Raw genomic sequence first — 23,371 nt, forward strand, 5'->3', positions numbered from 1 at the left:
CGGTCAGCCACCGAACGCGTCGAGGATCCGCTGTGCACCGAGGGTAGCCGTCAGTTCACCGTCGCGCACCGCCCGTTCGACGTCGGGAACGACCGTTCGCACGTCCGGATGCGCCGCCAAGCGACTCAGCAACTGTTCGCGGACCATCGACCACGTCCAGTCGACCTGTTGTTGCCGCCGCCGGGCGGCCAGCTCGCCGGACGTCGTGAGCGTTTCGCGGTGCTGTTCGACGGCGCCCCACACCTCGTCGAGCCGCAGGTTGTGCAGTCCGCTGCAGGTCAGCACGGGTGGCGTCCACGACGCGTCGGGGCCATAGATCATCCGCAGGGCGCCCGAAAGCTCCCGCGCCGCCCGCTTGGCGTCACGCTCGTGGTCACCGTCGGCCTTGTTGACGGCGATGACGTCGGCCAGCTCCAGCACGCCCTTCTTGATGCCCTGGAGCTGGTCGCCGGTGCGGGCCAGGGTCAGGAACATGAAGCAGTCGACCATGTTCGCGACGGCCACTTCGGACTGTCCTACCCCGACGGTCTCGACCAGCACGGTGTCGTAGCCGGCCGCCTCCATCAGCACGATCGTCTCGCGGGTGGCCCGCGCGACGCCGCCCAGCGTCCCGGACGTCGGCGACGGGCGGATGAACGCCCGGTCGTCGACGGCCAGGCGCGCCATCCGGGTCTTGTCGCCGAGGATCGACCCGCCGGTGCGGGTCGACGACGGGTCGACCGCCAGCACGGCCACGCGGTGCCCGGCCGTCGTCAGGTCGGTGCCCAGCTGGTCGATGAATGTCGACTTGCCGACACCGGGGACGCCGGTGATGCCGATCCGCCGCGCGCTGCCCGACGAAGGCAGCAGCTCGACGAGCAGCTCCTGAGCCTGCGCCCGGTGGTCCTCGCGCTGGGATTCGACCAGCGTGATCGCCTTCGACAGCGTGCCGCGGTCACCCGCCAGGACGCCCTTGGCGTACGCCGTGACGTCGATCTTGCGCGGCAACGCTCAGGACTCCTGCGCCGAGAGCTGGCCGAGCAGGTCGATGGCCGCGTCCGCGAGCACGGTGCCGGGGCCGAAGATCGCCGCCGCCCCCGCCTCGCGCAGCGCCGGGTAGTCCTGCGGCGGGATCACGCCGCCGACCACGACCATGATGTCCTCACGGCCCAGCTCGGCGAGCTCGTGCCGCAGCGCCGGCACCAGCGAGAGGTGCCCGGCGGCCAACGAGGACACCCCGACGACGTGGACGTCCGCCTCGATCGCCTGGCGGGCGACCTCGGCGGGGGTGGAGAACAGCGGGCCGACGTCGACGTCGAAGCCGATGTCGGCGAAGCCGGTGGCGATCACCTTCTGGCCGCGGTCGTGGCCGTCCTGGCCCATCTTCGCGACGAGGATCCGCGGCCGGCGTCCCTCTTCCGCGGCGAACTCCTCGACCAGCGAACGGGCCTTTTCGACGTTCTGCGACTTCCCCACCTCTTCGCGGTAGACGCCCGAGATCGTCCGGATCTGACCGGAGTGGCGGCCCCAGAGCTTCTCCAGCGCGTCGGAGATCTCGCCGACCGTGGCCTTCGCGCGGGCCGCGTTGATGCCCAGCTCCAGCAGGTTGCCGCCGTTCCCGGCACCCTCGGTGAGACGCCGCAACGCGTCCTCGGTGGCCGCGGAGTCGCGCTCTTCGCGCAGCCGCCGCAGCTTCTCCAGCTGCTGCGTCCGGACGCCGGCGTTGTCGACCTTCAGGACTTCGATGTCCTCGTCGCTCGTGACCTGGTACTTGTTGACGCCGATCACCGGCTGGCGGCCCGAGTCGATCCGGGCCTGGGTGCGGGCCGCGGCCTCCTCGATGCGCAGCTTCGGGATGCCCGCGTCGATCGCCTTGGCCATGCCGCCGGCCTGCTCGACCTCGCTGATGTGGCCCCACGCCTTGCGCGCGAGGTCGTAGGTCAGCTTCTCGACGAAGGCGCTGCCGCCCCACGGGTCGATGACGCGCGTGGTGCCGGATTCCTGCTGCAGCAGCAGCTGCGTGTTGCGGGCGATCCGCGCGGAGAAGTCGGTCGGCAGCGCGAGCGCCTCGTCCAACGCGTTGGTGTGCAACGACTGCGTGTGCCCCTGGGTCGCGGCCATCGCCTCGACGCAGGTGCGCACGACGTTGTTGTAGACGTCCTGGGCGGTCAGCGACCAGCCGGACGTCTGCGAGTGCGTCCGCAGCGAAAGCGACTTCTGCGACTTCGGGTCGAAGCCCTTCACGAGCTTCGCCCAGATCAGCCGGGCCGCGCGCAGTTTCGCGACCTCCATGAAGAAGTTCATGCCGATGGCCCAGAAGAAGGACAGCCGCGGCGCGAACTTGTCGACGTCCAGCCCGGCCTCGGTGCCCGCGCGGATGTACTCGACGCCGTCGGCGAGGGTGTAGGCCAGCTCGAGGTCGGCGGTCGCCCCGGCCTCCTGCATGTGGTAGCCGGAGATGGAGATCGAGTTGTACTTCGGCATGTGCTGCGAGGTGTAGGAGAAGATGTCGGAGATGACCCGCATCGACGGCTGCGGCGGGTAGATGTAGGTGTTGCGGACCATGAACTCCTTGAGGATGTCGTTCTGGATGGTCCCCGCGAGCTGCTCCGGCTTCACCCCCTGCTCCTCGGCCGCGACGACGTAGAGCGCCAGCACCGGCAGCACCGCGCCGTTCATCGTCATCGACACGGACATCTTGTCCAGCGGGATGCCGTCGAACAGCTGCCGCATGTCGTAGATGGAGTCGATCGCGACACCCGCCATGCCGACGTCACCGGAGACGCGCGGGTGGTCGGAGTCGTACCCGCGGTGGGTGGCCAGGTCGAAGGCGACCGACAGGCCCTTCTGCCCGGCCGCGAGGTTGCGGCGGTAGAAGGCGTTCGACTCCTCGGCGGTGGAGAACCCGGCGTACTGGCGGATGGTCCAGGGCTGGTTGACGTACATCGTCGGGTACGGCCCGCGCAGGTAGGGCGCGATGCCGGGGTACGTGTCCAGGAAGTCCACATCGGACAGATCCGCGGCGCTGTAGACCGGCTTGACGCCGATGCCCTCGGGCGTCTCCCAGGCCAGCGCGTCCGGGCCCTTGCCGGTGGCCTCGTGCACGGCCTTGGCCCAGGCGTCGCGGTCGCCCGGCGACGGGGTGCCGAGGTCGACGTCGGCGAAGTTCGGGATGGTCATCACGAGACTCCCAGCTCGGTGTGCAGGCCGTTGAGGACTTCGAGGGCGTCGCAGCCGGCGAAGACGTTGCCGTCGACGCCGTCGTAGGATCCCTTGCCCGCCAAGAGAACGTGGCCGGCGCCCAGGGACGCCGCGACTTCGGCGGCCTGCGCCGAGTAGGCGTCGTCGGTGCCGCAGAGGCAGGCGACCTTCGCGCCGGACGCCCGGAACGCGCCGGGCAGGTCGTCGGTCGCGCCCGGGTTGACCACTTCGATCCCGCCCGCCTGGAACAGGTTGGCGGCGAACCCGGCACGCGCGGTGTGCGCGGCGACCGGGCCGAGCGTGGCCAGGAAGACCTTCGGCCGCTCGCTGTTCGCGGCCAGGTACGCGTCCGACGCGTCCCGCAGGGCCTCGAAACCTTCGGCGTAGCGGTGCCGCGGCAACCCGCCTTCCGCCGGAGAATCCAGCGGCTCGCGCTTCACCGGCTTCTCCGTCAGGTTCGGGAACTCGCTGACGCCGGTGAGCGGGTCGCGCCGGGTGGCGAGCCGCTTCGCGCGCTTCTCCCACGTCGCGGCCAGCCGCTCGGCGAGCGCGCCGGACGCGAGCTCGGCGACCAGGCCGCCCGCGCCCTCGATCGCGGTGAACTCGGCCCACGCGACACGGGCGAAGTCGTCGGTGAGCTTCTCGACGTACCAGGAGCCGCCCGCCGGGTCGACCACGCCGGCCAGCTTGGACTCCTCCAGCAGCACGGCGTGGGTGTTGCGGGCGATCCGCGCGGAGAACGCGTCGGCCCGGCCGATCGCGGCGTCGAACGGCAGCACCGTGACGGCGTCCGCGCCGCCGACGCCCGCGCCGAAGCAGGCGACGGTCGTGCGCAGCATGTTCACCCACGGGTCGCGCTGGGTCAGCATCGCCGGCGACGTCACGGCGTGCTGGCGCATCGGCGAGGAGAAGCCGCACACCTCGGCGACGCGGGCCCAGAGACGGCGGGCCGCGCGCAGCTTGGCGATGGTCGAGAACTGGTCGGCGGTCGCGGCGATCCGGAACTCCAGCTGCCCGGCCGCGGTTTCGGCGTCGAGACCCGCGTCCGTCAGGGCCCGCAGGTAGGTGACGCCGGCGGCGACCAGCGCGCCCAGCTCCTGCGCGTCCGAGCCGCCCGCTTCGTGGAACGGGAGGCCGTCGGCGACGATCGTGCGCACCTTCGGGTACTTCGCGGCGACACGCGCGGCCAGCGCGGCGGCCGGTTCCAGCGCGACCTCGGCACCGGTCCGGGCCGCGAGCCCGATCGGGTCGGCGCCGAGCACGGCAACGGCTTCGCTCGCCGGGATCTCCCGCTCGGTGAACAGCTCGAACAGCGCGTCGGCCGCCGCTTCGTACGAGGCTCCCGCGTCCAGGACGACCGGCGCCAGGTCGAGGTAGACCTCGTTGAGCGCGTCGGCCACCGCGTCGGGCGCCACGGTCAGCCAGATCGACGTCACGCCGCCTTCGAGGTCGGCGAGGACGGCCTTGTTGACGGCGCGGGCGTCGGTGCCGGTGAAGCGGGCCCGCACGTCCCAGCCCGTCGTCACCTGCCCCTGCGGCCGCGCGCCGCGCACGAACGGCGGCAACCCGGGGAAGCCGCTTTCCGCGGGTACGTCGTCCGCCGTGTACAACGGCTGGATCTCGATCCCGTCGTAGGTCCGCGTGACGAGCTTGCTCTCCGGGGCGCCCGTGAAGTCCTCCGGCAGCCTGCCGCTCTTGCGCAGGACGCCGGCGACGAGCTCCTGCCACTGCACCCGCGTCGCCTGGGGAAACTCGGCCGCCAGGTCGAGTTCGGAGATCGGCGCTGACTCCGGACCGGCCAGTTCAGTCATACCCAGTGATGGTAGAGGCACTGGACACGGACAGCCTGTGAGTCTGGTCGCCCCTGGGGGTGGTAGGGGTCGGATCCGGGTACGACACAATTGGCGGGTGCCCCCCTCCAGCGAAGAGACACGACTGGTCGCCGGTCGCTACCGGCTGCGCTCGGTGCTGGGTTCGGGATCGATGGGCACCGTCTGGTCGGCGTACGACGAGTTCCTGCACCGCCAGGTGGCCGTCAAGGAGATGAAGGTCCCGCCGGGCATCCCCTCTTCGCAGGCCGACGAGCTGCGGGAACGCACTCTGCGCGAAGCCCGCGCGATCGCCGTGCTGTCGCACCCGAACGTGATCATCCTGCACGACGTCGCCCGCGAGAACGACCAGCCGTTCGTGGTGATGGAGCTGCTGCCCTCGCGCAGCCTCGCGCACATCCTGCGCGACCACGGGCCGCTGACCGTCGAGCAGGCCGCCGCGATGGGCATCGCCGTCGCCTCCGCGCTCGAGGCCGCGCACGCCGCCGGGATCACCCACCGCGACGTCAAGCCGGGCAACGTCCTCGTGGCCAGCGACGGCCGGATCAAGCTGACCGACTTCGGCATCGCCCGCAACGTCTCCGAAGCCACCATGACCCGCACCGGGATCATGCTCGGCTCCCCCGCCTACATCGCGCCGGAGGTCGCCTCGGGCGGTCCCGTCACGCCCGCCGCGGACCTGTGGGGCCTGGGCGCGACGCTGTTCGCCGCGGTCGAGGGCGCCCCGCCGTACGACGCCGACGGCGACCCGCTGGAGACCGTCGGCAAGGTCGTCAACGGGAAGGTGCCCAGGCCGAAGGCCGGGCCGCTCGCCGACGTCATCTCCGCGCTGATGAAGAAGGAGCCGGACAAGCGGATCACGCTGCGCGACGTCCGGCACCGGCTGTACCCGCTGCAGACGAAGACGGCGCTCGACCTGTTCGGGCCCGAGCTGTTCCGCACGCCGGACGGCAAGAAGACGTCCGCGCAACCGGACGCCACCGACACGCAGGTGATCAAGACCGTCCTGCCGGAGAAGGTCGAGAAGAAAGCCGAGAAGAGCGCCGAGCTCGCGACCGACCCGGGCCCGCTGCCGTTCCTGAAGCCGCCGCCGGCGGCCACCGTCTACGTCCCGCCGCCGCCACTGCCGCCCGCGCCGCGGCCGGGCCGGCGCACCACCGCGGCCACCGCCGCGCTCATCGGCGTCGCGATCCTGCTCTTCCTCGTCTCCGCCGGCGGCGGGTTCGCGCTGGCCAGGACGGTCGGCGGGGAGCCGCTGCTGCCGCCGGCCGCCGAGCCGCGGCCGACGTCGAACGGGACCACCGAGCTGCCGCCGCCCGAGCTGGTGCGCCAGTCCGGCGACGCGAACGTGGCGACCGGGGCGAAGGGCGGCGAGTTCGGCCTCGGCGTGCCGAAGGGCTGGCAGAAGTTCGTCGCCCCGCACGACACGCGGTTCGGGGTGAGCACGGTCGTCCAGTACGTCTCGGAGGACGGCCGCCGCGCGATCCGGCTGGAACGGCTGGCGAACTACTTCGGCGACTACCCCAGCGACCAGGCGTACATCGACCAGCTGAAGCTGCTCTACCCGTCCGACGGGTTCTACCTCTTCCCGCCGGAGCCGCTGCCGAACGGGACCACGCTGACCTTCCGCACGACCGACAAGGGCACCGAGACCAGCGTCACCCGCGTGACGTTCATGAACCTGCTCAAGGCGGGCACGAGCCTGTGGGTCTTCTCGGTCACCGCCCCGAGCGAGCAGGAGGAGTCGACCCGCAAGGACGTCTTCGAGCCCGTCGCCCAGTCGCTGACCATCGCCGGCTGATGACCCGGTACGTCTTCGTCGGGGCGGGCGCGATCGGCAGCGCACTCGGCGGCCTCCTCGCGCGGCGGGGCACCTCGGTCCTGCTGGTCGCCCGCGGCGCGCACGCCGCGGCGATGGCGGCCGGCGGACTGACACTGCGCTGCCCGGACGGCACGTCGACGATCCGCGTGCCGGTGGTGACCGGGCCGGCGGACGCGCGGCTGACGGTCGACGACGTCCTGGTGCTGACCACGAAGACGCACCAGGCCGAAGCCGCCGTCGAGCAGTGGGCGGACGTGCCGGTGCACGACCACGGCGGTGCCGTCGCCGGCACCGCCGCCGAGCTGCTGCCGATCTTCACCGCGCTGAACGGCGTCGCCGGCGAAGAGATCGCGTTGCGCCGCTTCGAGCGGGTTTTCGGGGTGTGCGTGTGGTTCCCGACCGTGCTGACCGAACCCGGCGAGGTCATCGTCCGCACCCGGTCGCCGCGCGGGGCGTTCCACATCGGCCGGTACGGCGCCGGCGACGACGACCTCGGGACGCTCCCCGCGGACTGGGATGCGGCCGGCTTCGGGGTCGTCCCGGCGGCCGACGTCATGCGCTGGAAGTACCGGAAGCTGCTGTCCAACCTGAGCAACGCGCTGCAGGCGCTGCTCGGTGACACCACGGGTGCCGACGACATCCGGCGGGCGGCCGAAGCCGAGGCCGTCGACGTCCTGGCGAGCGCCGGGATCGCGTACGCCGGCGAAGACGAGGTGCAGGCCGCCTGGGGTGCCCTGTCGTTCGAGCCGGTTCCCGGTGAGCCCGCGCAGCTCGGCGGGTCGAGCTGGCAGTCGCTCGTCCGCGGCACCGGCACGATCGAGACGAGCTACCTCAACGGCGAGATCGCGCTGCTCGGCCGCCGGATCGGCCGGCCGGCGCCGGTCAACGCCAAGCTCACGTCCCTGGCCTGCCAGGCGGCCCGCGAAGGGCGCCGGCCGGGCTCGCTCGGCGTCGAGGAGCTGCGGCGGCTCCTGGGCCTCGCCTAGTCGGGAACGTCGCCGAGGACCTCGCGGGACAGTACTTCCTGGCCGAGGTGGCGCAGCCCCGCGAAGATGTGGTCGCCCAGTACCGTCACGACCAGGCCGGCCTCGATGATCTTGTCGAACGACGTCAGGCCCCGCACCGTGTCGACGTCCAGCTCCGCGACGCGCATCGCCAGGTGCGCGTACTCCTCGAGGCGCTCCGCCAGCTTCTCGTGACCCAGCTCCTTCGCCGTGGCCAGCGCCGCGACGAGGTTCACGACCCCGACGTGCTTGCGCTTCAGCTCGCCCCAGCCGTTGCGGCGGACGATCCCGTCGAGCAGCTCCCACGCCCAGTCGGCGGCCTCTTCGGAGACCTGCGGCGGGGTGCCGGCCAGCTCCTCCTGGACGACGCCCATCGTGCGGTGCGGGGTCTTGTCGCCGTCGATCGCTTCGAGCACCGTGCCGACCGAGGCCAGTGACATCCCGCCGACCTCGGTGAGGGCCTTGATCAGCCGCAGCCGCTGGACGTGCGCCGCCGAGTACCGGGCCTGGTTCGGGCTGGTGCGCTCGCCCGGCGGCAGCAGGCCTTCGCGCAGGTAGTACTTGACGGTCGCGACCGGCACCCCCGACTCGGCGCTCAGTTCGGCCATCCGCATGCGTTTGCGCTCCGATTCTGCGTTCGATTCCGGGTTCGATTCCGGGGTCGGCCTCAGGGACAACCCTGAAGACTTCTCAGTATGGATAGCTTAACTTCCCATAACGGAGAGTTTGACTATCCGTTCTGGGAGGAACCATGACCATCCTTGCCGATCTCCGGACGAGAACCCGCGGGTGGCACCCGCCATCGCGCTACGCCGGCGTCGCCTACGGCGTGGTGGCCGTGCTCTGCGTCGCCGCGCTGCTGGTCGACCACCGGACCCTCGAAGGCGCGCCGATCTGGGCCAAGCCGCTCAAGTTCGCGATCTCCGGCAGCCTCTACTTCCTCACGTGGAGCTGGCTGGTCTCGCTGCTGCCGCGGTTCCGCCGCGCGGCGGGCTGGCTGACGAACGCGCTCGTGGTGATCTTCAGCGGCGAGTACGTCCTGCTGGTGTTCCAGGCCGCCCGCGGCCGGGCGAGCCACTTCAACAACGCGACCCCGCTGGACGCCACGCTCTACAGCGTCATGGGCAAGATGATCATCGGCCTCTGGCTGGCGACGTTCGCGCTGACCGTGCTGGTCCTGTTCACGAAGGTCGCCGACCGCGCGAGCTTCTGGGCCGTGCGCGCCGGCGCCGTCCTGTCGCTCGTCGGGATCTCGCTCGGCATGCTCATGACGAGCCCGACCGCGCAGCAGCTGGCGCAGTGGAAGTCCGGTGGCACGCCGGACATGGTCGGCGCGCACACGGTCGGCCTCGCCGACGGCGGCCCCGGCCTGCCGATCCTCGGCTGGAGCACGATCGGCGGCGACCTGCGGATCCCGCACTTCGTCGGGATGCACGCCCTGCAGGCGCTGCCGCTGCTGGCCATCGCGCTGCTCGCGCTGGCCTCGCGGTTCCCGCGGCTGCGCGACGACGTCGTCCGCGCCCGGCTCGTCCTGATCGGCGCCGCCGGGTACACGGGCCTGATCGCGCTGGTCACCTGGCAGGCACTGCGGGCGCAGTCGATCGTGCACCCGGACGGCGTGACGCTGAGCGCGGCCGCGGCGCTCGTGGCCGCCGTCGGGCTGAGCGCGTGGGCCGTCGTGCGGGCCCCGGCCCGGGTGGCCGCGTGATGGCCCTGTTCACCTGGGCGTTCCCGCTGGCCACGCCGTTCTGGGCGCTCATGATCCTGCTGCCGAAGTGGCAGTGGACGGCCCGGATCATGCGCTCGCCGTGGGTGCCGCTGCTGCCGCTGATCTGCTACTTCGGGCTCGTCCTGCCGCACTTCGCGGAGTGGGGGCGGGCGATGCTCCGGCCCGACCTCGGCGTGCTGCAGACGCTACTGGCCACGCCGTGGGGCGCCGGGCTCGTCTGGGCGCACCTCATCGCGTTCGACCTGTTCATCGCGCGGTGGATGTACTTCGAGGCCCGCTCGCTGGAGATCTCGCCGTGGATCGTCAGTCCGATCTTGTTCTTGACGATCTTTCTTTCGCCGTTCGGGCTGGTGGTGTTCCTGGTCGTCCGGAGCGTCCGGATACGCTCGCGGGCATGAGCGCACAGGAAGCCGCGGCCGTCATCGCCGACCGCACTGGGGTGGACAAGCACGACATCGCCGTCGTGCTCGGTTCGGGCTGGCGCCCGGCCGCGGACGTCATCGGGGAGCCCGAAGCGGAGATCCCGCTGGGCGACCTGCCCGGGTTCGAAGCGCCGAGCGCGGTCGGCCACGGCGGGACGGTGCGCTCGGTGCGCGTCGGCGACCGCCGGGCGCTGATCCTGCTCGGCCGCACGCACTTCTACGAGGGCAAGGGCATCGACCCGGTGGTGCACAACGTGCGCACCGCCGCGGCCGCCGGCGCCCGGACGGTGCTGCTGACCAACGCGGCCGGCGGGCTGCGCCAGGGCTTCCAGGTCGGGCAGCCGGTGCTGATCTCCGACCACCTCAACCTGACCGCGCGCTCCCCGATCGTCGGCGCGAACTTCGTCGACCTGACGGACCTCTACTCGGCGCGGCTGCGGGCGATCGCCCGCGAAATCGACCCGTCGCTGCAGGAGGGCGTCTACGCCGGCCTGACCGGGCCGCACTTCGAGACGCCCGCCGAGATCCACATGCTGCGCACCCTGGGGGCGGACCTCGTCGGCATGTCGACGGTCCTGGAGGCCATCGCGGCCCGCGCCGCCGGCGTCGAGGTCTTCGGCCTCTCGCTGGTGACGAACCTGGCCGCGGGCATGACGGGCGAGCCGCTCAACCACGAAGAGGTCCTGGAAGCCGGCCGCGCGGCCGCAACCCGCATGGGCTCCCTGCTGCGCGACCTGGTCGCCCGCGCCTGACCCGAGCCCGTCACTTTCACGTGAAAGTGCCGCCCCCAGGTGGTCACTTTCACGTGAAAGTGACGCCTCAGGCGAACTTCGGGAGTTCGGCGGCCACCTCGGCCGGGAGGGGCATGGCCGCGACCTCTGCGGCCAGGGTGGCAGCTGCGGAGCGGACCGACGGGTCCGCCAGGAGCCGGCCGGCCTTCTCCGCGACGGCGTCCGCGGTGACGTCCTCGCCGAGCAGGCGGTCGCCGACGCCCGCCGCGAACACCGCGTCGGCGTTGGCGAACTGGTCGGCGCCCTGCGGGAGCAGCAGCTGGCCGACACCCGCGCCGAACGCGCCGAGCGTCGTGCCGCTGCCGCCGTGGTGCACCACCAGGTCGACGTGCGGCAGCAGCTTCGACTGCGGGACCCACGCCTCGAGCCGGACGTTCGCCGGAACCTCGCCCAGCGCGGCCGGGTCGACGGTCGGGCCGGTGGCGACCAGCACGTCGACGTCCAAACCGGACAGTCCGGCGATCGCCTCGCCCAGCACCCCGGCGTGGCCCATCGCCGTGCCGAGCGTCAGGTAGACGAGCGGGCGCCGCTTGTCCAGCACACCCGCGGGCAGCTCGCCGGGCTCGCTCCAGCCGACCGGGCGCAGCGGCACGCGCTGCGCCCGCGCCAGGAAACCGGGCTCCTGCACCGATTCCGGGCAGATGTCGATGAACGGGCCGCGGGACGTCAGGTCCTCGCCGAGGGTGATGCCCATCTCCTCGGCGTTCGCCCGGATCGCGTCGCGGATGTACGTGGCCGTCCGGTCGTCGTTCGACACCCGGCCGAACCCGTGGGTCACCAGGGAGATCCCGGCCTTCATCGCCGCGAACGAGCCACCGGAGTTCGCGACCTCGTTGACCACCAGGTCGGGCCGGAAGTGGTCGAACACCGGCTGGAGGTCGGCGACGAACCGCTTCGGCATGAGTTCACCGAAGACCCTCGCGACGATCGGGGCGCGGTCCTCCGGCGGGACGCCGCTCACCGGGCGCCATTGCCCGGCCCGGCCGGCCTCGGCGAACGCCTGGCCGAACGCCTCCTTGATGCCGAGCCCGGCGGCGGCCGTTTCGAGACCGGCTTTCCGCAGCTGTGGCAGGAAGTCTTCGGAGGTGGCGAAGACGACGTCGTGGCCCGCGTCGCGCGCGGCGAACGCCAGCGGGAGGAGCGGGAACGTGTGACCGAAGGACCCCAGTGAGGTGAAGAGCAAGCGCACCCGCCCGACCCTAGCCCGTAGGCTGGCGCGGTGACCTTGACCTCCACGCTGCGGGACGCCGCGTTCCGCTGGATCGCCGACGACCCGGACCCCGCCTCCCGTGCCGAGCTGCAGGGGGTCGTCGCCCGCGCGCTGGGCGGCGAACCGGGGGCCGCCGACGAGCTGGCCGACCGGATGGCCGGGCCGCTGGAGTTCGGCACGGCCGGGCTGCGCGGGCCGGTGCGCGCCGGGCCGAACGGGATGAACGTCGCCGTGGTCACCCGCACGACGGCCGGGGTGGCGACCTGGCTGACCGCGCACGGGAACGCGGGCGCGCTGGTCGTCGTCGGCCGTGACGCGCGCCACGGCTCGGAGGAGTTCGCCACGGCCGCCGCGGAGGTGCTGACCGCCGCCGGCTTCACCGTCCAGGTCATGCCCGGCCCGCTGCCGACGCCGCTGCTCGCCTACGCCGTCAAGCACCTCGGCGCGGTGGCCGGGATCCAGATCACGGCGTCCCACAACCCCCCGGCGGACAACGGGTACAAGCTCTACGACGCGACCGGCGGCCAGATCGTGCCGCCGTCCGACGGCGAGATCGAGCAGGCCATCCAGGCCGCGCCGGCCGCGGTGAGCGTGCCGCGCGAGCCGGGTGCCGGGGTGGTCGACCTGCTCGGCAGCTACCTCGACGAGGTCGCCGCACTCCCGCTGGGCGCCGATCGCACCGTGCGGGTGGCCGCGACGGCGCTGCACGGCGTCGGCGCCGAGACGCTGCGCGCGGCCTTCGAGCGGGCCGGGTTCACCGACCTGCACCTGGTCGAGGCGCAGTCCACCCCGGACCCGGACTTCCCGACGGTGTCGTTCCCGAACCCGGAGGAGCCGGGCGCGACCGACCTGCTGCTGGCCCTGGCGTCCGAAGTGGACGCCGAGCTGGCGATCGCGCTCGACCCGGACGCCGACCGCTGCGCGCTGGGCGTGCGCGAGCGGGACGGCTCGTGGCGGATGCTGCGCGGTGACGAGACGGGCGTGCTGCTGGGCTCGACCATCCTGTCCACTGTGGACCGCACGATGATGCCGGACCCGCTGGTGGCCACGACGATCGTCTCGTCGTCGCTGCTGGGCGAAATCGCGAAGGCCGAGGGCGCCCGCTACGCGGAGACGCTCACCGGCTTCAAGTGGCTGGTCCGCTCCGGCGACGGGCTCGTGTTCGCCTACGAAGAGGCGCTCGGCCTCTGCGTGAACCCGGGGTTCGTGCGGGACAAGGACGGTATCGCCGCCGCGACGCTGGCGGCCGGGCTGACCGCGCGGCTGCGCGCCGAGGGCCGCACCCCCCTGGACGTCCTGGACGAGCTGGCGCAGCGGCACGGCGTGTACGTCACCGACCAGGTTTCGCTGCGGGTCACGGACCTCTCGGTGCGCGGCCGCCTGATGGGCAAGCTGCGTGAGGCCCCGCCGGCCGAGGTCGGCGGCGTCGCGGTGACGCTCGAGGACCTGCTCCCCGACGCCGACGTCCTGCGCCTGACCGGCGACGGTGTGCGGATCGTGGTGCGCCCGTCGGGCACCGAACCGAAGCTGAAGGCGTACCTGCAGGTCGTCGAGCCGGTGCGCGACTCACTGGCGGACGCGCGCGCCGCGGCCGGCAAGCGGCTGACGGCGTTGCGGGCCGACGTGGAGGCGTTGCTGTCCTGATGCCGAAGCTCCTGGTCGTGCACCACACGCCGTCCCCGTCGACGCAGGCGATGTTCGAGGCGGTGCTGGCGGGTGCTGCGCATCCGGACATCGAAGGTGTCGAAGTGGTCCGCCGCGCGGCGCTGGCGGCCACCGTCCCGGACGTCCTGGCGGCCGACGGTTACCTGCTGGGCACGCCGGCGAACCTGGGCAGCATGAGCGGCGCGCTGAAGCACTTCTTCGACACGGTCTACTACCCGTGCCTTGACGAGACGCGGGGCCGTCCGTTCGGGTACTGGATCCACGGCAACAGCGACACGTCGGGGACCGAGCGGCAACTGCTGTCCATCACGACGGGCCTGGCCTGGGTGAAGGCGGCGGATCCGGTCATCGCGACGGGCGAACCGGACAAGAAGGTGCTGGAAGCGTGCACCGAGCTGGGCGGCACGCTGGCCGCGACGCTGATGTCCTGAGGCTGGAAAAGTAAGAGGCCTGTCACCGGAAGCCCTGGGGGTCGACCTCCGGCAACAGGCCGTAGCCAAGGGTTCGCCGCGAGGCGATCGACCTTGGTGCTATGAAGCGTACTACAGACGGCCGATCATGACGAGTCGGAGGCATGGTCGCCTCTCGCCTTGTGGTTCTGTACACCCCCAGGGTACGGACGGCAAGGCGAGAGGCGAGGCCAACTGTAAACCACTGCATACGATAGCTGTCAACATGTGCGTACAGTGGTTTCCCGGCTAGAATTTTCACGGTGGAAACCTAGGGGGCGGCCATGGCACAAGAGCGCACGTTCGCGGAACGCCTGAGCGCCCTGATCGACGCGGCGCGGCTGGACGGCAAGGCACCGCACAGCTACCGCGAGATCTCCGCGGCGGTCGAGCGGGCCGGCGGGCCGGCGATGTCGCCCGCCTACCTGCAGCAGCTCGCGACCGGCAAGCGGGTCAACCCCAAGATCCACTACGTCGAGGCGCTGGCCAGGCTGTTCGGCGTGCCCGTCACCTACTTCTTCGACGCCGAGGCCACCGGGCCGGCGCCGGCGGGCGAGGTCCAGCTGATGGCGATGCGCGCGCAGGAGCTGTCGCCGCAGGGCCGCCGTCAGGTGATGGACCTGCTGGAGCTGGTGGAGCGCTACGAACGCGCCGAACGCGAAGGCCGGAACCCGGAGGACACCCCGCGATGAAGGAACGCGAGCTGCGCCGCCGGTGCCGGAAGCTGCTGAAGGACCTGGACATCGGGCCGCCGCTGGACGTCGAACAGCTGTGCGCGCGGGTGGGTGAGCAGCGGGGGAAACCGATCCGGCTGATGGCCTACCCGCTCGAGGTGCCCGGCCCGTTCGGCTGCTGGATCGCGACCTCGGCGGCGGACTACATCTTCTACCAGGCCGAAACGACGAAGTCCCACCAAGATCACATCATCCTGCACGAGCTCGGCCACATGCTCGCCGACCACCACCCGCAGGGCGACGCCGAGCCGGCGGACTTCCTGCGCGGCCCGGCTCCCGATCTTGACCCGGATGCAGTACACCGCGCACTGCGCCGCACGTCCTACGATGACGCCCACGAGTGGGAAGCCGAGACCGTAGCGACCATCATCCTCGAGTGGGCGTCGGTCCTGAACTACACGATCCCGCGGCGCGCTGCGGACCGGGATCTTCGCCGGATCCAGGGGGCGCTGGGCGATCACCAAGGGTGGTTGTGAGCACACTTTTCAGCCCCGTGAACGTTCTCGCGATGGTGCCGTTCGCCGCTGCTCTGGCGTGGCGGATCTATCAGGTGGTCCGGGCCCCGACCCTGCCGAACTGGTCGGTCACCGCGTGCATCGCCGGCTTTGCCGCCGCGTTCCTGCTGCAACAGACCGTGATCTCGGACGCCGTCGACGACGTCTTCGGCCTCGGCGCCGCCCGGGTGGCCAACAACGCGCTGCTCGCCTGCGGTGTCTCCGCGCTGATCCTGTTCTTCCTCGGCTCGGCGCTGGGGCCGGTCCGCCGCTACCGCCGTGTGGTCGTCGAGCTGGTACCGCTGGCCGCGGCGATCGTGCTGATGATCGTCGCGATGAGCGTGACACCCCCGGAGCTGCGGGGGGCCGCGCTCGGGCCGGAGACGATCCACGACAACGGCGTCGCGCTGTTCTACCTGGGCGCCGGGCTGTACCTGATCTACGCGCTGCTCGCGTGCACGGCCTGGATCGTGCGCTACCTGCGCGTCGCCGACCGGAACCTGCGGATCGGGCTGCGGCTGGGCGCGGTCGGGCTGGCGAGCGCGGCCGTCGGCAGCATCTTCCGCGCGCTGTACATCGTGGTGGCGTGGGCGTTCGGCCCGGTGGTGAAGATCCTGCTGCTGCTCGGCGTGCCGTTCGTGGTCCTCGGCGGCGCGCTGTTCCTGGCCGGCGTGACCTACCCCGGCGTCCGCGCGCGGCTGTCGGCGTTGCGGCGGCGACGACGGCACCGCCACGAGCACCAGGCGCTGGCTCCACTGTGGACGGTCCTGGTCAGTGCGTTCCCCAGCATCGTGCTGCGGACCCCGCCGCGCGAACGGTTCTCCCCGCGCAGCGTGCACCGCGTCTACTACCGCCGGGTGATCGAGATCCGCGACGGCCTGGTGCAGCTTTCGCCGTACTTGGACGCGAACTTCGGCGAGGTCGTCGCCAGCGATCCGGGCGCCGCCGCGGCCGCGCTGAAGACGGCGTTGCGGCGGCACGCGGACGGCGAGGAGAGCGACGGCCGCGCCAAGCAGGTCCTGCCCGCCGGCGCGGACGACATCGAGTCCGACGTCCGGCCGCTGCTCGCCCTTTCGGCCGCGATGGGGACGTGAGGCGTGGACACCCTGATCACCGCCGGCCGGTTGCTGCCCCGGCCGGCGACGCCGGTTACCGACGGCGCGGTCCTGGTACGCGACGGCGTGCTGGCCGCGGTGGGCCCGCGCGCGGAGGTGCTGGCCCAGGCGGCGCCCGGTTTCGCGCGGCACGACTTCCCGACCGGCACGATCATGGCGGGCCTGTTCAACGTCCACGTGCACCTGTCCTTCGACGCGTCACGCGAGATGCTGGCGAATTTCCTCGACGGCTCCTCGCTGGACGGCGCCCGCTCCCGGCTCACGTCGATGCTGCGCAGCGGCGTGACAACAGTGCGGGACCTAGGCGGCGCGGCGGTGCACCGCTCGCTGGACGACGTGGCCGCGCCGCGGCTGCTGGCGTCGGGCCCGCCGATCACGGTCCCGGACGGCCACTGCCACTTCTTCGGCGGCGCGACGACGTCCGACGCGTCGATCCGGTCCCTGATCGACGAGAACGCCGCGGCGGGCGCGGACGTGATCAAGGTGATGGCCAGCGGCGGCCAGATCACCGAGGGCGGCGCAGACATGTGGGAATCGCAGTTCGACGCCCGGCAGCTGGCCGTGATCGTCGCGCACGCGGCGTCACACGGCTTGCCGGTGGCGGCCCACGCCCACGGCGCCGACGCGATCGAGGCGGCGGTCGAGGCCGGCGTGTCGACGATCGAGCACTGCAGCTTCCTGACCGGCCCTCGCTCGTTCGACCGGCGGGACCCAGTGGCCGCTTCCATGGCCGCTCAGGGAATCTCGGCGTGTTCGACGAGCAGCCGCAACTGGCGAACGATCGTCGAGAAGCTGGGCGACGACGTCGCACAGGCGATGTACGGCCGGTTGCCATGGCTGGAGGAGCACGGCGTCCGGCTGCTGGCCGGGACGGACGCCGGCTTGCCGGGGTCGGTGTTCGACGATCCGGTGGGTGCGCTGGAGCTGTACGAGTGGCTGGGGTTCGGGCGGCGGCGGATCTTGGAGATCGCTACCGAGGACAGCGCGGCTGGGCTTGGTCTGGCTGGGGTGACCGGGCGCCTTGAGCCTGGGCTGGCGGCGGATGTGCTGGTTGTCGAGGGGGATCCGCTGGCCTCGCTCGCCGCCTTGCGGAATCCGCTGCTGGTGCTGGCTCGGGGGCTTGCGGCTTAGCGTTGTGAACGGGCCAGTCGCGGCTTTTTCGGCGCGAACGGGCCAGTCGCGCTGGTTGGCCGAGCGCACGAAAGGGCCGCTGGTGCCCTTTGCGGCACGAACGGGCCACTCGCACCACCGCCACACTCCCCCAAGGCACGAACGGCCCGCTCGCGCCTGCACAAGCCGTGAGGGGCACCTTCAGGGCTATATAAGCCATGAGGGTGCCCCTCACGGCTTATAGCGATCTCCGAGCCGCGCCCAGCCGCCGCCTCGAACGCCTCGGTCTCGCCACCCGCGCGCCGGCCCTCGCCGACCGGCGAGCGGTGCTCGTGGACGTCACCGACCGGCGAGCCGGTACGAACGGGCCACTCGACACGCCGCCAACGCGCGAACGGGCCGCTCGCGCCCTTAACCGCACGAGCGGGCCACTCGCGCTGATAGCCCGAAGGCGAACGGCCCCTCGCAGCCCCTCGGCGCGAAAGGATCGCTTGGGCCAAAGTCCCGAGTCACGAACGGATCATTCGCACCGCACGGCACGAACGGCCCAGTCGCACCGCCACCAGCACCTTGAGCGCACGAAAGGGCCACTCGCGCCCTTAACCGTACGAGCGGGCCACTCGCGCTGGTTGGCCAAGTGGCGGCAAAGGGCCACTCGCACCCTCCGCAGCGCGAAAGGGCCACTCGCGCCCTCCACAAGCACGAAAGGGCCACTCGCGCCCACAGCGTCACCCGCCCGGCTGGAACCACCCCCAGCCCACGCGTCACAACCCACCCCCACCTCCGACCTACGGCAAAGTCCCTCCTGGCAACCTCCCCGATCAGGGAATGCCAAGTTCCGTGACACCGTTTTAAAACAGTGTTACCGTAACCTCACCCCACCCGGAACAAGGAGTCCCCGATGCACGGACCCATCCAGCTCTTCACGGTGATCGCCCTGGTCTCGCTGCCCACCGTGATGTACGGCGGCTACGCGCTCATGGGCGTTATGCGCGACCGAAAACTCACCGACCACCAGCGTGCGATGTTCCGCGCCGGGCACGCGCACGCCGGTGTTCTGCTGATCCTCGCCCTGGTCACCCTGCAGATCCTCAGCCGCACCACGCTCTCCGTCAGCACGCTCTGGATCACCAGTTTCCTGCTGCTGTTCGGGATCCTGGCCCAGTCCGGCGGGTTCTTCCTGCACCTGATCCCGGACAGCGGCAAGAACCGCGGCAAGCTCGGCGGGCGGGTGACGTCCGTCGGGGCCGTGCTGCTCGGGGCGGCTACCCTGCTCACCGCGTACGGGGTCGCCTTCGCCTGACAAAACCGGTCGTTAAGCTGGTCACGTGCCTGAATACCTGCCGACCGCGCCCTACAAGGGGACCCGGGACTTCCTGCCCGCCGAGATGTCCGTGCGCACGCAGGTGTTCGGTCATCTCTACGACGTCCTCGAGCGCCGCGGCTTCCTCCGCTACGACGGGCCGATCCTCGAGTCGGCCGAGATCTACGAACGGAAGTCGGGCCAGGAGCTCGCGGACAAGCAGCTGTACACGCTCACCGACAAGGGCGGGCGGCGGCTGGCGCTGCGGCCGGAGATGACACCGTCGGTCGCTCGGATGATCGCCGGCAGCGCGAAGTCGCTCTCGTTCCCGGTGCGCTGGTACAGCCACCCGAACTGCCACCGGTACGAGGCACCGCAGCGTGGCCGTGTGCGCGAGCACTGGCAGATCAACGCCGACATCTTCGGCTCGGACAGCGCCAACTGCGAGATCGAGATCTTCGAGCTGGTGCACGACATGATGGCCGCGCTGGGCGCGACGCCGGACATGTTCGTGCTGCGCGTCAACGACCGGAACCTGCTGACGTCGGCGCTCACCGACGTCGCCGGCGTCTCCGAGGACCACCTCTCCCAGGTGTTCGCGCTGGTCGACCGCTGGGAGAAGTACCCCCGCGAGAAGCTGGCCGAGGGGGCCGCGGAGATCGGGCTGTCGGACAAGCAGTTCGCGAAGCTGGCCGAGACGCTCGACATGGGCGAGGCGCTGCTCGACGAGCTGCCGGCGGCGGTGCGCGAGCAGTCGAACCTGGTGAAGGTGCTCAACAGCAGCGCCGGCAGCCTGGTGAAGTACGAGCCGATCATCGTGCGCGGGCTGGCGTACTACACCTCGACCGTGTTCGAGGTCTTCGACACCTCGCCGGAGAACCGCCGGGCCCTGTTCGGCGGCGGCCGCTACAGCGACCTCGCGTCGATGTTCACCGCGCAGCAGATCCCGGGCATCGGGTTCGGCATGGGCGACGTCACGCTCATCGACTTCCTCGAGACGCACGGGCTGACGCCGGCCCCGCGCAGTGAGGTCGACGTCATGGTCATCCCGGTGACCGAGGATCTCTCGGACGCCGCCCGCTCGGTGGCGCAGTCGCTGCGCCAGGCCGGGCTGCGGACGTCGACGCCGATCGAGCACCGCAAGCTGGGCAAGGAACTCACCCGCGCGGACAAGGCGGGCGCGGTCGCGGTGGTGATCGTCGGCCAGGAGGACTGGGCCGCCGGGAACGTGACCGTCCGCAGCCTCGCCACCCGCGAGCAGAACCCGGTGGCGATCGCGGACGCCCCCGCGGCCGTCACCGCGCTGCTGGGCTGAAATCGGTTCGACTCCCCCTCGGCGCCCGGGCATCCTGGGCGCCGAGGGGGAATGCCGGATGACGGAAACCGAGCTGACCGTCGAGGATCTCGACGCGTTCGCCGCGGGCGACGCCCGGCGCTGGGCGGACTTCGACCTGGCGTACCGGAGGTCCTGGTGGACCGGACGCAACGCACAGTTGAGCCGCCGTCCTTCGCGGACCGAACTGGCCGAGGCCGCCTGCCACGGGAATGGGCGCCTGCGCGAAGCCGCTGTCGAGCGGCTCGCGGTCCGCACCGATCCCGAGGTACTGCCCCTGCTGCTGATCCGCTGCGTCGACTGGGTGCGGCCGATCCGGGATCTCGCGCGGCCGCTGACACTGTCCAAACTGGACGAACCGGCGTTCCGCGCGATGCTGCCGCTGATCGGCGTGCTGCGACGGCGTCAGGTCGACGACTGGATGACCACCCTGTTCCACCAGGCGCTCACCCCGCGGTTGCTCGACGACGCGCTGGCGTTGGAAGACCGCGAGAGCCGCCGCTTCGCACACACTGAGGCGGTCGGGTTCCTCCGCGCCGAGCGGCTGCTCGACATCGCCACCACGGACAACGACTTCCGGATCCGTTCGCTGTGCGGGGAAGAACTCCTCGACCGCGGGGAGGCCGTCGAAGAACTGCTCGCCGCCGGGACGCCCAAGGTCCGGATGCGCGCCCTGACGCTTCTCGGCGAAGACACCGCCGTGGCCTGCCTCGGCGACCGGGCGTCGGCGGTGCGCTCGATGGCGCAGGCGCTGGTACGGAAGGCGGGCGGCGACCCGGCCACGCACTACCGTGAGCTGCCGATCTCCGCGGGGATGCTAGCCGGGCTCGGCGAGACCGGGACGTCGGAGGACGCCGGACGGCTGGAGCGTCACCTCACCGACGAGCGGCCCCGGTTCCGCGCGCTGGCCGTCCGCGGCCTGCGCCGGGTCGCGCCGGAGTCGACGGCGGTGCGGCCGCTGCTGACGGACCCCTCCCCCGCGGTGACCCGGCAGGTGGTGGAGTTCCTGCGCGGCCGGCCGGCGCTGGTCGATGTGCCCGCGTTGCGCGCGCTGCTGAGCCCGGCGAACCGGGTCCACACGCGACGGGCGGCCGCGGCCCTGCTGCGCGACCGCGACACCTGGTTGCGGCTGCACACCGACCTCACGCTGCTGCCGGACCCGGACCTGGGCGAAGGCGCCCAGCAGGACCTGTACGCCTGCCGCAGCCACATGACGAACGTCTACACGAAACCGTCGGCGGAGCTGCGGGCGGAGATCGAGGCGGCCTGCCTCGGCCTCGAGCCGATGCTGGCCCGCGGGATCCGCCTCAGTCTCGGCAGCTGACTCACGTGAGGTCGGCGCGCAGCAGGCGGAGGGTGAACGTGGCGCCCGCGCCGGGGCGGGCGACGGCGGCGATCGTGCCGCCGTGGCCCGTCACCACCTCGCGGACCAGCGCCAGGCCGAGGCCGAAGCGGCGGCCGTCGCCGTCCGTGCCGCGGGCGAAGCGCTCGAAGATGCGGTCGGCGTCCGCCGTCGGGAAGCCGACGCCGGTGTCGCGGACGCGCAGCTCGACGTGCTCGTCGTCCGGCGCGCCCAGCGACACCTCGATCGAGCCGCCCGGCGGGGTGTGGCCCAGCGCGTTGTCCAGCAACGCCGAAAGCACCCGCCGCAACGCCGTCGGGACGCCCTGGACGACGTACGGGCCGTGCTCCCGCGTCACCGCGATGCGGACCCGGCCCGCGCCCGCGCGCACCGCCTCCGCCGCGACCACCTCGTCGGCCAGCACCCCCAGCTCGACCGGCACCAGCTCCGGACGGCCACCGCACGCCTGCGCCGACAGCAGCAGGTCCTCGACGACTTCGCCGAGTTCGCGCGTCCCGCGCACCAGCTGCTGCAGGTCGTCACCGTCCCGGCCGGACGATCGCCGGGCCAGCAGCTGCGCGCGGGTGTGCAGCCGGGTCAGCGGGGCGCGCAGCTCGTGGGACGCGTCCTCGACGAACGTGCGCTGCCGCCGCAGCGCGTCGGCCAGCGGCCGGATCGCGCGGCACGCCAGCACCCGCCCGCACACCACGGCCGCCAGCAACGCCAGCAGCTCGGCGATCCCGAGCCCGAACAGCAGCGACGACCGGTCCTGGATCTGGTACCGCTCCTCGAAGAACGCCTGCGAGACGACGCCGCCGCGGTTCTCCACCCGGATCGTGTACGTCATCCCGCCGAACGACCGGCGTTCCGTGTGGACGTCACCCGGCGACGACGCGAGCGCGTTCAGCCCGGTGATCGGCATCCCGGCCGGCGACGGCCCGGCCGGCGCGTGCAGCGCCGGGGTGAACAGCCAGACGCAGCCGGGTGGCGTCGCGGCCGGGCCGAGCTCGATGGTCCGGGCCAGCGTGCGGTCGGCGTCGGCGTGCTGCCCGGACAGCAGCATCCCGTAGGCGATCCCGCCCGCGACGACGACCAGCAGCGACACCACCACGGCGATCTGCGCGGTGATCACCCACCGCGCCCGCCGCAGGGCCCGTTCCTCGGGGTCGCCGCCGGCTCTCACACCGCGCCGATCTGGTAACCGAGCCCGTGCACCGTCCGCACGACGTCCCGGCCGAGCTTGCGCCGCAGGTAGTAGACATACGTGTCCACAATGGACTCGCCGGTCGAATCGGCGAAAACCCGGGTGCGCAGCGCCGCCCGCGGGTGGATCGCCTTCGGCCGCTGGGCCAGCGCCCGGAGCAGCTCGAACTCGCGCCCGGACAGCGTGATCCGCTCCCCGCGCGGCAGCACGACCTCGTGGCGCTGCAGGTCGAGCGCGGCTGTGCCGAGCGGGATGCACTCGGCGCCGTCGAGGTCACGGCGGCCCAGCGCACGCAGCCGGGCGAGCAGCTCTTCGGTCTCGAAGGGCTTGACGAGGTAGTCGTCGGCGCCGGCGTCCAGCCCGCTGACGCGGTCGGCGAGCGTGCTCAGCGCCGACAGCACCAGGACGCGCGTGGTGACCGCCCGGGCCCGGAGCCGCGCGAGCAGCTCCAGGCCGTCGAGCACCGGCAGCCTGCGGTCGATGATCATCACGTCGTACCGCCCGGTGAGGCCGAGGTGCAGCCCCCGCTGGCCGTCGTACGCCGCATCGGTTTCGTAGCCTTCGTCCGCGAGCAGCTCGGCGAGCAGGCCCGCGAGCTCGCGGTCGTCCTCGACGAGGAGCACTCTCGGTTTCTC

At 71.9% G+C, this 23,371-nt stretch carries 21 protein-coding genes; 14 read left to right on the forward strand and 7 right to left on the reverse strand.

All coding sequences use genetic code 11. The features are described from left to right. Positions 1–3 precede the first annotated feature (3 nt). Genes meaB through ACIOD2_RS16470 form a run of 3 tightly spaced genes read right to left on the reverse strand, consistent with a single transcriptional unit; the run spans position 4 to position 4,991 of the window. A complete protein-coding gene (meaB, locus tag ACIOD2_RS16460; protein WP_400538626.1) occupies positions 4–987 on the reverse strand; it encodes a methylmalonyl Co-A mutase-associated GTPase MeaB in 984 nt (327 codons plus the stop codon). Between the two features lie 3 nt (positions 988–990). Then, positions 991–3,159, reverse strand: coding sequence for a methylmalonyl-CoA mutase (gene scpA / locus ACIOD2_RS16465; protein ID WP_400538628.1), 2,169 nt, complete (start codon positions 3,157–3,159; stop codon positions 991–993). Then, the gene (locus ACIOD2_RS16470; protein WP_400538630.1) at positions 3,159–4,991 is read right to left on the reverse strand and encodes a methylmalonyl-CoA mutase family protein; all 1,833 of its coding nucleotides are present in this window, start codon (positions 4,989–4,991) and stop codon (positions 3,159–3,161) included. Before ACIOD2_RS16470 ends, scpA begins: the two co-directional genes overlap by 1 nt. A gap of 97 nt (positions 4,992–5,088) precedes the next feature. Here ACIOD2_RS16470 and ACIOD2_RS16475 point away from each other — a divergent pair, with 97 nt between their 5' ends. Both ACIOD2_RS16475 and ACIOD2_RS16480 read left to right on the forward strand, forming a co-directional pair. Then, entirely contained in the window at positions 5,089–6,810 is a 1,722-nt protein-coding gene (locus ACIOD2_RS16475) for a serine/threonine-protein kinase (protein WP_400538632.1), read from the forward strand. Next, positions 6,810–7,817: a ketopantoate reductase family protein gene (locus ACIOD2_RS16480; protein ID WP_400538634.1), complete on the forward strand. Its 1,008-nt coding sequence runs from the start codon at positions 6,810–6,812 to the stop codon at positions 7,815–7,817. Before ACIOD2_RS16475 ends, ACIOD2_RS16480 begins: the two co-directional genes overlap by 1 nt. Here ACIOD2_RS16480 and ACIOD2_RS16485 read toward each other — a convergent pair. Beyond that, positions 7,814–8,443: a MerR family transcriptional regulator gene (locus tag ACIOD2_RS16485; RefSeq protein ID WP_400538636.1), complete on the reverse strand. Its 630-nt coding sequence runs from the start codon at positions 8,441–8,443 to the stop codon at positions 7,814–7,816. The genes ACIOD2_RS16480 and ACIOD2_RS16485 overlap by 4 nt on opposite strands. A 143-nt stretch (positions 8,444–8,586) precedes the next feature. On the opposite strand from ACIOD2_RS16485, the gene ACIOD2_RS16490 reads away from it, so the two are divergent. The 3 genes from ACIOD2_RS16490 to ACIOD2_RS16500 are packed head-to-tail and all read left to right on the forward strand — an operon-like array spanning position 8,587 to position 10,738. Continuing rightward, on the forward strand, positions 8,587–9,543 hold the full coding sequence (locus tag ACIOD2_RS16490; protein ID WP_400538638.1) for a hypothetical protein: 957 nt from the start codon (positions 8,587–8,589) through the stop codon (positions 9,541–9,543). Then, positions 9,543–9,962, forward strand: a complete 420-nt coding sequence (locus tag ACIOD2_RS16495) for an ABA4-like family protein (protein ID WP_400538640.1) — start codon at positions 9,543–9,545, stop codon at positions 9,960–9,962. The genes ACIOD2_RS16490 and ACIOD2_RS16495 overlap by 1 nt, the downstream gene beginning before the upstream one ends. After that, positions 9,959–10,738 (forward strand): purine-nucleoside phosphorylase, encoded by a 780-nt coding sequence (locus ACIOD2_RS16500; RefSeq protein ID WP_400538642.1) that lies wholly within the window; start codon positions 9,959–9,961, stop codon positions 10,736–10,738. Before ACIOD2_RS16495 ends, ACIOD2_RS16500 begins: the two co-directional genes overlap by 4 nt. Before the next feature lie 67 nt (positions 10,739–10,805). Here ACIOD2_RS16500 and ACIOD2_RS16505 read toward each other — a convergent pair whose 3' ends face one another. Then, entirely contained in the window at positions 10,806–11,966 is a 1,161-nt protein-coding gene (locus ACIOD2_RS16505) for a glycosyltransferase (protein ID WP_400538644.1), read from the reverse strand. Between the two features lie 30 nt (positions 11,967–11,996). Here ACIOD2_RS16505 and ACIOD2_RS16510 point away from each other — a divergent pair, with 30 nt between their 5' ends. The 9 genes from ACIOD2_RS16510 to ACIOD2_RS16550 all read left to right on the forward strand — a co-directional run bounded on the left by ACIOD2_RS16510 (position 11,997) and on the right by ACIOD2_RS16550 (position 21,514). Further along, the gene (locus ACIOD2_RS16510) at positions 11,997–13,631 is read left to right on the forward strand and encodes a phospho-sugar mutase (RefSeq protein WP_400538646.1); all 1,635 of its coding nucleotides are present in this window, start codon (positions 11,997–11,999) and stop codon (positions 13,629–13,631) included. Beyond that, on the forward strand, positions 13,631–14,083 hold the full coding sequence (locus tag ACIOD2_RS16515; protein WP_400538648.1) for a flavodoxin family protein: 453 nt from the start codon (positions 13,631–13,633) through the stop codon (positions 14,081–14,083). The genes ACIOD2_RS16510 and ACIOD2_RS16515 overlap by 1 nt, the downstream gene beginning before the upstream one ends. Positions 14,084–14,385: 302 nt before the next feature. Then, a complete protein-coding gene (locus ACIOD2_RS16520) occupies positions 14,386–14,793 on the forward strand; it encodes a helix-turn-helix transcriptional regulator (protein WP_323329713.1) in 408 nt (135 codons plus the stop codon). Next, positions 14,790–15,311, forward strand: coding sequence for a hypothetical protein (locus tag ACIOD2_RS16525; RefSeq protein WP_400538650.1), 522 nt, complete (start codon positions 14,790–14,792; stop codon positions 15,309–15,311). Before ACIOD2_RS16520 ends, ACIOD2_RS16525 begins: the two co-directional genes overlap by 4 nt. Continuing rightward, the gene (locus tag ACIOD2_RS16530; protein ID WP_400538652.1) at positions 15,308–16,423 is read left to right on the forward strand and encodes an MAB_1171c family putative transporter; all 1,116 of its coding nucleotides are present in this window, start codon (positions 15,308–15,310) and stop codon (positions 16,421–16,423) included. Before ACIOD2_RS16525 ends, ACIOD2_RS16530 begins: the two co-directional genes overlap by 4 nt. A 3-nt stretch (positions 16,424–16,426) precedes the next feature. Beyond that, positions 16,427–17,575 carry an amidohydrolase family protein gene (locus ACIOD2_RS16535; protein WP_400538654.1) on the forward strand — a complete coding sequence of 383 codons (1,149 nt, stop codon included), beginning with the start codon at positions 16,427–16,429 and terminating at the stop codon, positions 17,573–17,575. An 880-nt stretch (positions 17,576–18,455) separates the two neighbouring features. After that, the gene (locus ACIOD2_RS16540) at positions 18,456–18,857 is read left to right on the forward strand and encodes a hypothetical protein (protein ID WP_400538656.1); all 402 of its coding nucleotides are present in this window, start codon (positions 18,456–18,458) and stop codon (positions 18,855–18,857) included. A 25-nt stretch (positions 18,858–18,882) separates the two neighbouring features. Further along, the gene (gene hisS / locus ACIOD2_RS16545) at positions 18,883–20,172 is read left to right on the forward strand and encodes a histidine--tRNA ligase (RefSeq protein WP_400538658.1); all 1,290 of its coding nucleotides are present in this window, start codon (positions 18,883–18,885) and stop codon (positions 20,170–20,172) included. Positions 20,173–20,230: 58 nt separating this feature from the next. Beyond that, positions 20,231–21,514 (forward strand): hypothetical protein, encoded by a 1,284-nt coding sequence (locus ACIOD2_RS16550; RefSeq protein WP_400538660.1) that lies wholly within the window; start codon positions 20,231–20,233, stop codon positions 21,512–21,514. A gap of 1 nt (position 21,515) precedes the next feature. On the opposite strand, the gene ACIOD2_RS16555 is transcribed toward ACIOD2_RS16550, so the two are convergent. Together ACIOD2_RS16555 and ACIOD2_RS16560 are read right to left on the reverse strand one after the other, a co-directional pair. Beyond that, a complete protein-coding gene (locus tag ACIOD2_RS16555; protein WP_400538662.1) occupies positions 21,516–22,715 on the reverse strand; it encodes a sensor histidine kinase in 1,200 nt (399 codons plus the stop codon). Beyond that, on the reverse strand, positions 22,712–23,359 hold the full coding sequence (locus ACIOD2_RS16560) for a response regulator transcription factor (RefSeq protein WP_392764556.1): 648 nt from the start codon (positions 23,357–23,359) through the stop codon (positions 22,712–22,714). Before ACIOD2_RS16560 ends, ACIOD2_RS16555 begins: the two co-directional genes overlap by 4 nt. Between the last annotated feature and the right edge of the window lie 12 nt (positions 23,360–23,371).

The sequence above is a fragment of the Amycolatopsis sp. NPDC088138 genome (genome assembly GCF_044741685.1).
In the GTDB taxonomy this organism is placed as follows: Bacteria; Actinomycetota; Actinomycetes; order Mycobacteriales; family Pseudonocardiaceae; genus Amycolatopsis.